This window comes from Candidatus Magnetobacterium casense (genome assembly GCF_019173545.1).
Taxonomy (GTDB): Bacteria; Nitrospirota; Thermodesulfovibrionia; order Thermodesulfovibrionales; family Magnetobacteriaceae; genus Magnetobacterium; species Magnetobacterium cryptolimnobacter.
This window is the reverse complement of record NZ_JABXWD010000058.1, coordinates 1-13086: the sequence shown is the minus strand read 5'-3', so window position 1 is coordinate 13086 and position 13086 is coordinate 1. Positions and strand designations below refer to the sequence as shown.

Here is a 13086-nt window from a genome sequence, read left to right as displayed (position 1 = left end):
CATGGTAAAATTAAGAAACACAAGTGCATAATAAAGGGGTCAAGGGGACTGGTCACCTTGCAGGGGAGGTCTGAGGAGGGGGCGGAGCCGCCCTCCTTCTTTCTTGCCTTAAAGTATAGTTACCATGAAATATAGAGAAGATACTCATTGATGATAGTTTTCTGTGAATTATCATGTGTTTTCACTGATAATTGTTGTGTCAAGCTGCTTGTGATTGCCAAATGGTGATAATACATGTTAGCATAAAAGACATATCAAGGTTAAAAACAAGGAAGGGGTTATTTGATGGATGAACCATTAGAGAAGGCAATTCGGATAATTATTCAGGTAGCAGACCCTGATAAAATAATCCTCTTTGGCTCACGCTCAAGGGGAGATTTTAAAAGTGACAGTGATTATGATATCTTCATTCTAAGGAAAGAGATAGCTAATAAAAGAGAACTTACGCAGGCCATATACAGGTCTCTGTATGGAATCGGAGCCGGAGTGGATTTGATAGTTGAGTCTCCTGAGAGATTTAATGAATTGAAGGACAATCCATACATGATTTATAGAGAAATAGCAAGATACGGAAAAATTGTTTATGAACGGAGGACACCATCCGGCGTGATGTTTGCTCAACAAATTGTTTCAACAGAAGACCCTAAAAGCTCTGGCAATATGCTAAAATAGAGGAGTAGCTTTTGAGTGTAAGTTTTTGGGACACGCATGGCGATGACAGAGAAGATTGGAGGTAATCATGAGCATAGACAACGAATTAAGCCGGCTTGGCATAGAGCTTCCGCAGGCGCCGAAACCGCTGGGTTCCTACGTCCCATGTGTGCAGGTGGGCAACCTGCTGTTTCTCAGCGGGCAGTTACCCCTCTGGGAGGGCAGGCTACTGTCAGAGGGCAGGGTTGACCTTGAGGTCAGCGTTGAGACGGCAAGGGAGGCGGCAAGACAGACCGTCATAAACGCACTGTCGGTAATACGTGGCTACCTCGGCAGCCTTGACACCCTCAAGCGGTGTATACGGTTGACCGGTTACGTCAGCAGTGCCCCGGGGTTTTTCAGACAACCTGATGTGTTAAATGCAGCAAGCGACCTCCTGTACGAGCTTATGGGTGAGCGTGGGCGACACACGAGGGTGGCAGTGGGCGTTGAGGTGTTGCCGTTAAACTCACCCATTGAGATAGAGTTTATCTTTGAGGTAGGGGCGTAGATGGCAAGACCGATCATCGCCATAGTGGGACGACAGAACGTGGGTAAGTCCACGCTCTTTAACAAGATGGTGGGTCGTCGCAGGGCCATCGTGGAGGACTTCCCCGGGGTGACGCGTGACAGGCTCTACGAAGACGCACAGTGGGAAGGGACTGAGTTCACCGTCATTGACACCGGCGGCATAGTCATCGGCAGCGACGACGAGTTGATCGACCAGGTGCGACAACACGCCATCGAGGGCATCGAGGAAGCCGACCTGGTCATACACCTCCTTGATGGCAAGGATGGCCTCACACCCTTAGACCAGGAGCTTACCGAAACCCTGCGCAGGTTTGACAAGACCGTCCTGCGTGTGGTCAACAAGATAGACACGCCGCGGGCAATGGAGCGGTTGTATGACTTCTTTGGCATAGGGGATGCGCTTCTGCCCGTATCGGCTGAGAGCGGGCTGGGCTTTGACGACCTGATGGATGAGTGCATGAGGCTTCTCAGTGCCAGTGCGAGGGCGCAGACGCCTACGGTTGCAGGGCAAGAGGCTGCCGTTGCAAAGGTCGCCATCGTGGGCAGACCCAATGCCGGAAAATCAACCCTGATAAACGCCCTGATAGGCAAACAGCGGATGATCGTTGACGCCGTGCCCGGAACAACCAGAGATGCCGTGGATTGCCCCTGCACGTACTATGGCAGAAAGTACACGCTCATAGACACGGCAGGGATGCGCAGAAAGGGTAAGGTTGTTGTTGACGTGGAGCGGTTTTCGGTCTCGCGCACACTCAGGGGTATTGAACGGGCGGATGTCGTAGTGCTGCTCATAGACGCCGTCGATGGTATCGTTGATCAGGACAAGAAAATCATAAACTTTGTAGACAGAACCGGCAAGGGGCTTATCATACTCCTCAACAAGTGGGACCTGATACAGGACCCCGAACCGGTGTTTAAGATATACATGGATGAGATAGAGCGTGATCTTGGTTTTGCCTCATACGCCCCGGTGGTGACCACGTCGGGATTGAACAAGAAGCGCATCACAAAGATATTCCCGTTGATAGACGAGGTTGTAGCTGAACGTAAGTATCGCTTAGGTACGGGGTTTTTAAACAGGTTGGCAGGGCAGATAAACAACACCCTGTCTTCGCACAGGGGCAGGCAGAGTCGCGTGTTGTACATGACGCAGGTGGGGATAGAGCCGCCTCAGTTTGCCATATTTGCCAACTATCCGGAGGCCATAAAGCAAAACCACGTGCGATATATTGAAAGTATCATCAGGGAGCAACACCCGTTTAAGGGGACACCGGTGCGGGTGTTTATCAAAAAACGAACAAGATAAGAGAGGATACACACGGATGGAAAAGCTAAAAGTAATCTTTCACGTCAACGAACCTGACAGGTGGGAGGTAGCCCTTGGCAACGTCACCAATCTGCTCAGGGATGTAAGCCCCGATATGGCAGAGGTCAGGGTGCTGGCCAACGGGCCTTCCATATCGGCCTTTGCGGATGAGGCAAAGTTATCGACGATGCAGGGGCTGGCTGAGGTCGGGGTAAAGTTTCTGGCCTGCCGCAATTCGCTGAACAAGCTGGGGTGTGCAGGGGAAGTGTGCATAACGGTGGATAATCTGCCACCATACATAGGAGTTGTGCCCGCCGGCATCACAGAGCTGATCAAGAGTCAGACCGAGGGCTTTGCTTACGTCAAGCCCTGAAAGATAAAGTAAACAACGGGGAGGACTCTACCCTCCCCTCAAACTCTCTGTTTGGTAATAGTTCAGCTATACAATTGAAATGTTGTGTATAATCAACTCAATGTCAACAAGGCAAGAAGGGGTCAAGGGGGCTGGCCCCCTTGCAGGGGGTTCTGAAGGGGGGCGGAGCCGCCCCTTTCTTTCCTTCTTCTTAGGGGGGTGAACTATTACTCTGTTTGCAATGGCGCCAGTCCTCCTTTATGGCAAGGATTATCTATATATCTCTGTGTATCAGTTCCACGGTCAGATTGTGGTGTTTGACGAACTCCACAAATTGTTCGGCTATCGTGGGTGCCCGATGTCGTCCGCCTGTGCATCCTACCGCTATGGTCAACGTGGTCTTGCCCTCTTTGATGTACCTGGGCAGGAGAAAGTTAAACAGGTCTTTCATCTTTTCCAGGTACTCCACGGTGTCCTGACTGTTAAGAACAAATGACCTGACGGGTTCATCCTTGCCGGTAAGGGGTCTGAGGTCATCAACAAAGTGTGGATTTGGCAGAAACCGGACGTCCAGGAGCATGTCCACGTGCTGCGGTATGCCGTACTTAAACCCGAAAGAGAGCACCGTCAGACGCATCACATTTGAGACAAGTCCGCCAAAGTTCGCCGCAATAAAGTGCCGCAACTGGTGCGGCGAATAGTACGACGTATCGGTTATCACGTCTGCGGCATCGCGCAGGGATTTCAGGAGGGTCGCTTCCAGTTCAATGGCCTTGTTTATGTCACCATGAGCCAGTTGCATCAACGGATGTGGCCTGCGCGTCTCCTTGTACCGTCGAATCAGGATATCCGTCTCAGCCTCAAGAAACACCACGCTGAGGTTGAACATCTGTCGCAGTTTGAGGATTATCCCGTCAATCCCCCTGAGGAAGTCCTTTTCCCGGATGTCTATCCCTATGGCAATCTTGGTTGTCTCCTCGTTGGCAGTGGAGATCGTGAGGAACTCGTCAATCAGGGATGAGGGCAGGTTGTCTACGCAGAAGTAGTCGTTGTCCTCCAGCGTCCTGAGCATCACGGTCTTGCCGGCACCGGATAGCCCGGAGACGATTATCACACAGGGTTTAGGATTCATCACATATCCGTGAACTTATTTCACTGGCTCTATGAGACCGTAGTCACCATCTTTTCTGCGGTAGATGACGTTGATATCACCGGTCTGTTGGTTTGTAAAGACGTAGAAATCCTTGTCAATGAGGTCCATCTGCATGGCGGCCTCATCAGGGGGCATGGGTTTCATGTCAAATTGCTTACGTTTGATGATAGTGCCCGGTTCTCCGACGGGTTTTGTCAGCTCGGAGAGGTTTGCGTCCTTGGTTGCGCCCTTGCGCTTGGATGTGAGTTTTTCCTTATGCTTTTTTATCTGCCGATCGAGCTTCTCTATGACGTCGTCAATGGAGGAGTACATCTCTGCCGTAATTGACTCGGCCTGTATGAGCATGCCATTTGACCTTATGAGTACCTCGGCCTTGTGACTGAGTTTCTCCACCGAAAGGGTCACCGATGCCTCGGAATCGATAGTCAGTATACGTTCAAATTTCTTTATCTTGCCCTGTGCGTAGTCCCTGATTGCCGTTGTGACCTCTATGTTTCTTCCATATACCGTAATATTCATAACACCTCCATGTTGGTTTTTAAGATCGATTCTCTTGTCCTCTGTTGCATGGTAGCCACGGTTGTTAATCCATCACCTTTCTTTTTGTGTGTGATGGGATTCTCAGTTCCTCCCTGTATTTTGCCAGAGTTCTCCTGGCAATTTTGATATTCTGACTCTTGAACATCTCCACTATTTTAATATCCGGCAAGGGGTTTCTCCTGTCTTCCTCGGCTATGATCTTCTTGATGAGTTCCTTGACCGATGTGGATGATACATCGCCATCCTGGCTGCTGAGTGAACTGCTGAAAAAATACCTGAATGGAAAGACCCCATGGCCGCACGAAAGATACTTGTTCGACGTCACACGACTGATGTTGCTTTCGTGCATGCTGATATCCTCAGCTATGACCTTGAGGTTGAGGGGTTTGAGCGATTGTACGCCACGTTCAAAGAAGTCCGTCTGGAACTTCAGGACGCTTTCGGTTACCCTGTAGATGGTCTTGTTTCTTTCATCGAGGCTCTTCATGAGCCAGAGTGCAGACTTGTACTTGTCCAGCATGAACTGCCTGTCCTCTTTGTCGAGGGCCTTTTTGTTCTGCAACAGTTCCCTGTACATGCTGCTTATGCGTATCCTTGGTATGTGTTCGTCGTTGAGTATGATCCTGTAAGAGTCGCCAACCTTATCGATAAAGACATCTGGGACGACGTAGGCTATTTGTGAATTGGAGTAATTTCTGCCCGGCTTTGGTTCCAGTTGCTCAATGACCCTGACGGCGGCAATGACCTCCTCCACGCCCACCATGTACTGTCGTGCGATGGCATGGTACTTCTTTTTTTCGAGGTCGCCGAGGTTGTTGCAGACCATGCTCTCTGCAATGGTGCCCTCCAGCCCCAAAAACCGTAACTGGATCTGCAAGCACTCCTGCAGGTCCCTGGCACCCACCCCGCGGGGATCAAAGGACTGCACCAGGGCGATGGCCTTCTGCACCTTGGCAGCGCTGACGTTGAGCAATGCAACAAGCTCCTTGACCGTGGCACACAGGTAGCCGTTTTCATCTATGTTGCCGATGACCATTTCGGCCAGCTCACGCAGATCATCGGAGGCGTTACAGAACCGCAACTGCCACTTGAGGTGATCGGTGAGGTCAGAGGTCGTGGTTAAAAACGTCTCAAATCCGGGTTTTTCGACCATTCCACTGTTAAAGTATCCGAGGTCTCTGCCATCGCTGCTGCGTTCTTCAAAGTAGTCGTCCACCGAAAACGTGGTCAGCGTATCCGTTGTTATTTCCGATTCCACGCTGTCGTTGGTGGTTGCGGGTTCGACAACCTGTTCCTCGCCCTGGATGACTTCCTCTTGCTGCTCTTCCAGGAACGGGTTTTCGATCATCTCCTGGTTGATGGCCTGAGTCAGTTCCAGTTGGGGCAGTTGCAGGAGCTTGATTGCCAACTGCAGTTGCGGGGTCAGGACGAGCTTTTGAGTCAGTCTGGCTTCTAATCTGGTTTCCAGTGCCATTATCGCGTAAACTCCACCAAGAAGAGCTTGCCGTTAAGCGTCATACGGCTACCCGTTAAGGTGCCCCCGGTATTGGAGGGCCGTGTTTGTATGTTAAAGTCCCACATCACGTTATTTAGATTTTATCCTATAATCCTTATTTAAAGCTATCACCTCAGTATCGAGGTTGCCCCCAGGGTCGTATAGGCCGCCCGGGGCATTGATCGTAAAACCCACGTCGGTGAGCTTGTCTGCCATCACAGGCATTTTAGCCTTTTTGGGGGCGTTCTGTCAAATGCACCGTTCAAAAACAATACCATGTAGTCCATAAGCCATATTTAATTTTATCACGAATGGAAAGTATTGGCAATCATTATTATTAGGAGGGAGAGAAAAGAAAGAAAGAGGCGGCTCTGCTTCCTTTTCGCTCCAGGGGGTGAGGCGCCCCTGCCATAAAAGTCGCACCTGGCCCCTTCATCCCGCTATGTCATATGCAGCAAAAAGTAGATAATGACCGTAATTTTGAAAAAAAAGTGATAAATGCCTGATAAATGGAAGTAATACCTTAGATTCATGGTTATACTGGTATTGACATATTTTTTTTAGAGTGTAGAATGTTGCCATGCTGTTTATTTTAAAGGATGGTTTAAGGTAGTGCCAAGAATAAGTGAACAAGAAAAAGAGATGCTTATTGGCACTCTAAGAAGGCTAGTATCTTGCAGAGAAAAAAAAACAGAAGGGAACAGAATTTTATGGCTGGATAAAGAGGATCCCACCGATACGTCGGAGACGTTCAAAAGCCTCGATGCCTTATATTCTTTTGTTCTTGCATCTGAGGCATTAAACAATTCATTAGATGAGATTAGAAATATTGAAGCTAATGATGATGCCCTTGGTGTTTTCTTAAGACAGATAGATGAGGATTTTTCTTACACATTCGAGCTTATCAATAAAGATGGTTTTTTCCCTATCCCTTACCTGTGGCAGTGGGATAAGCCATTCGATTGTATGGATATGGCTGCATTTTGTTGTGAGTTCTGCATATCTGTATTAAAAAATGATAGTTCTTCTGTCTATTCAGATTCTACAAGAAATGCTGCAAAAATAATCCTTAAAAAATCAATAAATGCAATCAAAAACTCAGTAAGTACAATTCAGTATTTCTATGTATGGAAGGGATGGGGTAATTTAAAAAAACAACAAAGGGCACCTAGAAGTCCGAGTCAAGCAGGTACAACATATTTTACCGCTCTATGTTGCAGCGCATTAAGTAAATATATCGCAGCATTGGATCTGTCGCAAAGTAAGTTTGATATGGGTTTTTTGAGAGACGATATAGTTTCCTATATTAAAGGTGGCTTAAAATGGCTTTTGTCAAGATATAACAAAGATGGAAAGTTTTTTTATAAATATGATAACCAAAACGAGCAGGCCCTATACTGGGGTGTTTTTACGCTTATAGCTGTCTGTGATGCAAAGCAATATTTTGATGCTTTTAGAGATAGACCAATATTTGAGAAAGCTGAGATATTATGGAAAGATATTTTAGCCGAAACCAACAACAGGATACTAAACAATCGTGATCTATACGATACTGTCACAATGCAGGTTGATACACCATGGGCACCTGTAATTTATGAAGACAGTGTTTGCCTTGGTAGTCTGACAACTGCTATAATTCGTTATGCAATAGAGTTTGAACCTGTTTCTGACTCCAAAGATTTTGTTATACAATACTTATTTAGTAAAATTACTCAAGAACTAAAAGAAGGATCATCGTTGATAATGAATTATCACTATAACATCCAGGCTTTTTTATCCTATCTATCCTACAAGCAGCCGACAGTTATCTCTATATCATATCCAGCTTTAGCAAAGATAATAGACGAAGCAGTAGAGGAAAAACTACACGATATAAAAGCTATTATTTACACAAAAGTCAAACCTTTTGAAAAAACTCTGGATATTGTTGATAAAGAGGTGTTAAAGTGAAAACACGTAATGTATTTTTTCATTCGTACAAAGGAGGTGTTGGTCGAACGTATCTTCTTGTTAATGTGGCCATAGAACTGATTAGTCTAGGTTATACGGTAGGTATTGTTGATCTGGACTATGATGCTCCTGGTGTATCACATCTGCTGTATAAGCATTTCAATATGAAATTTGAAACAGTAGAGAAGGACTTGTTATATCTTATTGTTGGTAATGCTCCAATGGAAATAAACTGTGCCATAAAGAAGTTTGGTGATAAGCTTTTACTATTACCAATTAACCCTTATCAACCCCCTAAGTACATTGATGGGTTACATGAATTAGCTTTAGCTAATGAATTTACCAAAAGATTTTCTGAAATTATTCGTCTGTTTATAGAATTATGTGGACTGAATGTTGTCATTTTTGATCTGAGACCAGGATTTAGTTTTCTCGTATTTACGATGGCAAACTTATCAGACTTAGCATTTCAGATATTTAGAGTAACTACTCAGGATTTGTATGGTACAAAAATTCTCAGTAAATCCTTTGCTGCAAAGAGTGATAATGCTAATGTTCTCATACCTTCCCTTATTCCAATGTCTATTGAATATTATGAGGAAAAGCTAAAGGAAATACTAAGTAGAGAATTTGGCACTGAGACAGTAAAACCAATACATGGTCAGTTTATCCCTCTTTTACAGGCATTGCTAATAGACGACAGTATGTTAGCAGACAATTTAACTATTGATAAAGCATCAGTTGAATTTGCAAAAATAAACCAAACAATAAAAAACATAACCTTGAGGATTGCAGCATGCATAAGATAACTTATTATGATCCTATTTATAACCAAATCGTACTTCCAAAACAAAGGGATATTGGTGAAGCTGGGTTGGCTCAAATATTTGTAAACCAAGTGCAACATACAGATAATGAATTGGAAAGGATTATAGCCACAGTATTTGAAAATGAATTTTTTAATAGATTGAGTTTTTTGAATCAGTGTGGAATAGGTTATCTTGTATTTCCTTCCGCAACTCATACCAGATTTGCCCATTCTCTTGGTTGCTACCATTTAGGTGGATTGGCCTTAAAAAATATTAAAATTGGAAACAATACAAGCGATACAGACGATAGAGATAAAAAACTTGGAGAATGGTTAAAACATGAAATTGGCCATTTTATGCCGGGTTGCAAGGATTACTACTTTGAATGCCTATTCTTGATCGCCCTTATATATCATGATGTTGGACACTATCCATTTTCACATACAATCGAATTTAATCATGATATAGATATAAAATATACTCATGAAGAAAGATTGTTTCATTTGATAGAAGAGTCTTTTAAGAAAAATGAAGATTCAACAGAAAGTGAATTTGGCATTATTCCCTTGCCTTGTGCTGATACGGCTAAGGGGCCAAATTGTTTTAAATCTTCTCTGGAATTCCTTATAGCACATAAAAGCTTTAACTGTGAATGTATACCCGATGGGTGCAATTACGATTATTATTATATCAGGTTACGCGTATTACAAAAACTTGTAAGCGGGCTTTTAGACCTTGACAGAATAGATCACTATTTAAGGGATTCTTTTTTTACAGGGGTAAAGTTGGCCAATTTTAATATAGAGTATTTACTACACGGAATGAAATTTAAAACTTATAAGAACGAGAGCGGCAAAGAAGATTTTGATCTCTGCTTAAGTAAAGATGCGCTTATACATGCAAAAGGTCTGCTATACAGTAAAGAACAGATAAACGACGCCATTTTTGAGAATCCTGAGCTGATAAGTTACGAGATCATTTTAAATAAATGTATTACAGAATATATCAAAGATAAGGGTAAAGATAAAGCTATAGAACAAATATACAAAATGGAAGACTGGAGACTTTTGGATGAATTGGAGAAATTTGGGACCAAAGAAAAATCTCATAACAGCAATAGAAAGGTAGGTGATTTGTTTAAGAGATTAAAAACAAAAAAATCATTACATTTCATCGGAAAATTTACACTCAAAGGGAACTATTATGTTGATTTTTGTGCAGATAAAAATAGTTATTTGGATTATAAATATGATTTAAAACTTGTAGAGGCTTTAGAAAACTTATATAAATTCATTTTAGGATTTGACATTAAAAACTCTGATCTCAATGACGATATTCTGTCTGAGAATATATTAACCAAATTTATCAGAGATGAAATTTATTACAAATATAATCTGTTTATAGAAAAAGATTTGGGAATAGATACAAGTGATAAGTATAGTGCTATAAAACATACTATGAAATATCTACTATTCGTAGATGTAGAAAAAGCAAATGATGAATTCATCGAAAAGAGAAAAAGGCTTTATGAAAAAATAGGCGACAGAGCAAAAAGAATATTGTTCAATGAAGTAAAAAGGGAATTTATTAGAAAAATAAACAGTAAAATTGAAGATAACCCGATAGAGTTTTATGTAAAATTTAGCAAGAAATTTCTTGATTTTTATGAATTGTCTCATGATGTTGTTGACCTGTCAAAGATTGTAATTTCTGATTCTGCAAAAAGAGTTGGTGAAGATTACTCTGAAAAAGAGTTTCTTAGGATGTTTGCAGGAAGAGATATAAAATCACGTAATAATCTATGGCTTTATGCCACTAATGAAAAAAACCAAGAAAAAGATAAAATAATACAAAAGTTACTTAAAACACTAGATAAATGTGGACTTGACTGTACAAGGAGTACTTACTGAGATGACTGATTTTTTCAATATCAACGCCATGGTAAACAAAATCTCCTCGATGGTTAATTGCGGAGCATGTAATGACTGTGAGGGGGAGTCCGTTTACTTGATGCCTTGGGAGGTGGATTACTTTAAGCGGGAGTTTGACGCAAATATTGCAACAATAGATGACATCCATTACCTGCAACGAAACAGATCGAACTGCCAGTTCTTTGACGAAAACAAGAACTGCGAAAACTGTAAGATTTATGAAAAGAGGCCTTTTTGCTGTCGCCTATACCCACTTGGCATATTTGACGACAACGGAACCGCAAAATGGGGCGTCTATAAACATTGCTGTAGCGTTAAAAACATACCGGTTACGTTTTTTAGTATTGTCGCCGAAATGCTTGAAAGAGAGCTATCCTATGAATACTGCTCATACCTGCACAAGGAAGACCGCGTGGGGTATCTAATCGAAAACCTGCAAGGTGCCGGTAAGTTCCGCAGAGGTAACCAACGGTATCAGACGCTTAAAGATGTGGGCGTCTTAAGACCACCCCAGAAAGAACTGTTCGGTTTTCATAAAACCAGACTTGTTTGCCATGTCTGAATGCCACCTTCTCATTTTGCCCTGTGATGTGTTACATTAGCGACGGAGATGAATGTATGTACGTTTAACGTCAACTCTGTCAGGGCGCGTCTTGCCTTGCTGTTGCAATGGCTTGCGGTGCGGGGGACAGACGGCGCAACAGAGATAGACGTCCTGTGCCTGCAGGAGATAAAGACGGTGGAGACGGGGTTTCCCTTTGCCGAGTTTCAGGCGCTGGGGTACCACTGCGAGGTCTTTGGTCAGAAGGCATACAACGGTGTGGCCATTTGCAGCAGACACGACGTCAGCGACGTCAGAAAGGGATTTGGCGATGCTGCATGGGACGCCCAGAGTCGGATTATCGCCGCCACGATTGCCGGTGTCAGGGTCATAAACATCTATGCCCCCCATGGCGATGTGCGCGGCAGTGAGAAGTTCAACTACAAAATCGGCTGGTACAAGAGACTGCTTGCCTACCTCACAGAAGAGCGCAACACCACAGAGGGCATCGTCATGGTCGGGGACTTCAACGTTGCCCGCGCAGATATGGACGTCTTTGACCCCGATGTCTTTACCGATGCCGTCATCGCCATGCCGGAGGAGCGGACGGCCCTTGACGAGGTACTTGCACTTGGCTTCACAGACGCCTTCCGATACCTCTATCCCCAACGTCAACAGTTCACCCAGTGGGACTACGCAGGTGGGGCATTCTGGAAAAATCAGGGCGTCCGCATAGACTACGTCTGCATCACAGGGGCGTTAATACCGGCACTCAGGGGGGTGGAGACAGACCTATGGAGCAGAAAACGTCGCCCCCCCTCAGACCACGCCCCAGTTGTGGCAACCTTGGACCTGTACGTTTAACGACGATTGTTCACTGCCTAGAAAAAAAGAAAAAAAAGGGGCGGCTCCGCCCCCCTTTAGAACCCCCTGCAAGGGGACCAGTCCCCTTGACCCCTTCTTACCTTGTTGACAGTATATTGTTTACGCCTGACGACTCTCTGCCAGGATCACCTTATATGTCGCTGTCTTATCCGTTATCTGTCCTTTGACGGAGAGACCGCATTGCGCGGTTAAATTGTCCAGGCCGTTATTGCGCATGAATGCCCTGTATGACTTAAAGTGTTTACCGCCTGCTGCAAGTTCGGCCAGAAAGGCTATAAACCCAATTGCGTTTTTGGGCTGCGGAGCCGCATAGTCAGCAAAAATGAAGTATCTCGTAATCTTCCTGAGATTATTAATGATAGCGATTTCTTCCTTTAATGTGACACTATGAAGGATAAAGGACATTACGGCATAATCAAATTGCTCCCCAACGTTTAACACATCAGCCGCATCCGCATGTATGAACTCAACATTTGATGCCTTGTGCGTTAGCTTCTGCCTGTTGGCAAAATTGATCATCCGTGGCGACAGGTCTGCACCAACTACTCGTTTACACCGCCGGGACAGCTCAAAGGCGAGTTTTCCCGTCCCACAGCCTATGTCTATTACCGAGGAACCGTCTTCAATAAAGCTGACGATTGCTTGTCGTATATCTTCCGTTGCCGGGTCTATTATCCTCGAATAGAACCAACCATCATAATAACTGCTAAATCCATTCATGTTACCGTCTAACCTCCATTTTTTGAGCGATAATTTTGGGTTTTCCACTCCACAGTGTAGCAGTGTATCCTCTTAAAAAAGCATGGTAAAATGTTTCGCAAGAAGGGGTCAAGGGGACTGGTCCCCTTGCGGGGGGTTCTGAAGGGGGGCGGAGCCGCCCCTTTCTTCCTTGTGCTACCATGA

At 44.5% G+C, this 13086-nt stretch carries 14 protein-coding genes; 9 read left to right on the top strand and 5 right to left on the bottom strand.

The window, feature by feature from the left end; genetic code table 11:
- Positions 1-285: 285 nt before the first annotated feature.
- The 4 genes from HWQ67_RS04985 (at position 286) to HWQ67_RS04970 (ending at position 2900) form a co-directional block, all read left to right on the top strand.
- A complete protein-coding gene (locus HWQ67_RS04985; protein ID WP_218251548.1) occupies positions 286-672 on the top strand; it encodes a nucleotidyltransferase domain-containing protein in 387 nt (128 codons plus the stop codon).
- Between the two features lie 67 nt (positions 673-739).
- Positions 740-1201: a RidA family protein gene (locus HWQ67_RS04980; protein ID WP_218251547.1), complete on the top strand. Its 462-nt coding sequence runs from the start codon at positions 740-742 to the stop codon at positions 1199-1201.
- The gene (gene der / locus HWQ67_RS04975; RefSeq protein ID WP_218251546.1) at positions 1202-2527 is read left to right on the top strand and encodes a ribosome biogenesis GTPase Der; all 1326 of its coding nucleotides are present in this window, start codon (positions 1202-1204) and stop codon (positions 2525-2527) included. It begins immediately after the preceding gene.
- A gap of 16 nt (positions 2528-2543) precedes the next feature.
- Positions 2544-2900: a DsrE family protein gene (locus tag HWQ67_RS04970; protein WP_218251545.1), complete on the top strand. Its 357-nt coding sequence runs from the start codon at positions 2544-2546 to the stop codon at positions 2898-2900.
- 253 nt (positions 2901-3153) lie between these two features.
- On the opposite strand, the gene rapZ is transcribed toward HWQ67_RS04970, so the two are convergent.
- From rapZ to HWQ67_RS19825, 4 genes are all read right to left on the bottom strand, one after another.
- Positions 3154-4011, bottom strand: coding sequence for an RNase adapter RapZ (gene rapZ, locus HWQ67_RS04965; protein WP_218251544.1), 858 nt, complete (start codon positions 4009-4011; stop codon positions 3154-3156).
- A gap of 15 nt (positions 4012-4026) precedes the next feature.
- Positions 4027-4551: a ribosome hibernation-promoting factor, HPF/YfiA family gene (hpf, locus tag HWQ67_RS04960; protein ID WP_218251543.1), complete on the bottom strand. Its 525-nt coding sequence runs from the start codon at positions 4549-4551 to the stop codon at positions 4027-4029.
- 64 nt (positions 4552-4615) lie between these two features.
- On the bottom strand, positions 4616-6046 hold the full coding sequence (gene rpoN / locus HWQ67_RS04955) for an RNA polymerase factor sigma-54 (RefSeq protein ID WP_218251542.1): 1431 nt from the start codon (positions 6044-6046) through the stop codon (positions 4616-4618).
- Positions 6047-6157: 111 nt separating this feature from the next.
- Positions 6158-6283 (bottom strand): hypothetical protein, encoded by a 126-nt coding sequence (locus HWQ67_RS19825; protein WP_255317122.1) that lies wholly within the window; start codon positions 6281-6283, stop codon positions 6158-6160.
- A 396-nt stretch (positions 6284-6679) separates the two neighbouring features.
- Between HWQ67_RS19825 and HWQ67_RS04950 the strand changes: the two genes are divergently transcribed.
- From HWQ67_RS04950 to xth, 5 genes are read left to right on the top strand one after another with little or no spacing between them, the layout of a single operon-like run.
- Entirely contained in the window at positions 6680-8017 is a 1338-nt protein-coding gene (locus HWQ67_RS04950; RefSeq protein WP_218251541.1) for a hypothetical protein, read from the top strand.
- Positions 8014-8826 (top strand): P-loop NTPase, encoded by an 813-nt coding sequence (locus HWQ67_RS04945; protein WP_218251540.1) that lies wholly within the window; start codon positions 8014-8016, stop codon positions 8824-8826. Before HWQ67_RS04950 ends, HWQ67_RS04945 begins: the two co-directional genes overlap by 4 nt.
- The gene (locus tag HWQ67_RS04940) at positions 8814-10736 is read left to right on the top strand and encodes a hypothetical protein (protein WP_218251539.1); all 1923 of its coding nucleotides are present in this window, start codon (positions 8814-8816) and stop codon (positions 10734-10736) included. Before HWQ67_RS04945 ends, HWQ67_RS04940 begins: the two co-directional genes overlap by 13 nt.
- Before the next feature lies 1 nt (position 10737).
- Positions 10738-11319 (top strand): YkgJ family cysteine cluster protein, encoded by a 582-nt coding sequence (locus HWQ67_RS04935; RefSeq protein WP_218251538.1) that lies wholly within the window; start codon positions 10738-10740, stop codon positions 11317-11319.
- A 48-nt stretch (positions 11320-11367) separates the two neighbouring features.
- Positions 11368-12162, top strand: coding sequence for an exodeoxyribonuclease III (gene xth / locus HWQ67_RS04930; protein ID WP_218251537.1), 795 nt, complete (start codon positions 11368-11370; stop codon positions 12160-12162).
- Between the two features lie 120 nt (positions 12163-12282).
- On the opposite strand, the gene HWQ67_RS04925 is transcribed toward xth, so the two are convergent.
- Positions 12283-12903 carry a class I SAM-dependent methyltransferase gene (locus tag HWQ67_RS04925; protein WP_218251536.1) on the bottom strand — a complete coding sequence of 207 codons (621 nt, stop codon included), beginning with the start codon at positions 12901-12903 and terminating at the stop codon, positions 12283-12285.
- Between the last annotated feature and the right edge of the window lie 183 nt (positions 12904-13086).

Bases quoted from the DNA above. Each gene is read 5' to 3' on its own strand.
- HWQ67_RS04970 (WP_218251545.1), top strand. From the start codon at position 2,544: ATGGAAAAGCTAAAAGTAATCTTTCACGTCAACGAACCTGACAGGTGG.
- xth (WP_218251537.1), top strand. From the start codon at position 11,368: ATGAATGTATGTACGTTTAACGTCAACTCTGTCAGGGCGCGTCTTGCC.
- HWQ67_RS19825 (WP_255317122.1), bottom strand. From the start codon at position 6,283: ATGGCAGACAAGCTCACCGACGTGGGTTTTACGATCAATGCCCCGGGC.
- HWQ67_RS04985 (WP_218251548.1), top strand. From the start codon at position 286: ATGGATGAACCATTAGAGAAGGCAATTCGGATAATTATTCAGGTAGCA.
- rpoN (WP_218251542.1), bottom strand. From the start codon at position 6,046: ATGGCACTGGAAACCAGATTAGAAGCCAGACTGACTCAAAAGCTCGTC.
- der (WP_218251546.1), top strand. From the start codon at position 1,202: ATGGCAAGACCGATCATCGCCATAGTGGGACGACAGAACGTGGGTAAG.
- rapZ (WP_218251544.1), bottom strand. From the start codon at position 4,011: ATGAATCCTAAACCCTGTGTGATAATCGTCTCCGGGCTATCCGGTGCC.
- HWQ67_RS04980 (WP_218251547.1), top strand. From the start codon at position 740: ATGAGCATAGACAACGAATTAAGCCGGCTTGGCATAGAGCTTCCGCAG.
- HWQ67_RS04940 (WP_218251539.1), top strand. From the start codon at position 8,814: ATGCATAAGATAACTTATTATGATCCTATTTATAACCAAATCGTACTT.
- HWQ67_RS04935 (WP_218251538.1), top strand. From the start codon at position 10,738: ATGACTGATTTTTTCAATATCAACGCCATGGTAAACAAAATCTCCTCG.
- HWQ67_RS04925 (WP_218251536.1), bottom strand. From the start codon at position 12,903: ATGAATGGATTTAGCAGTTATTATGATGGTTGGTTCTATTCGAGGATA.
- hpf (WP_218251543.1), bottom strand. From the start codon at position 4,551: ATGAATATTACGGTATATGGAAGAAACATAGAGGTCACAACGGCAATC.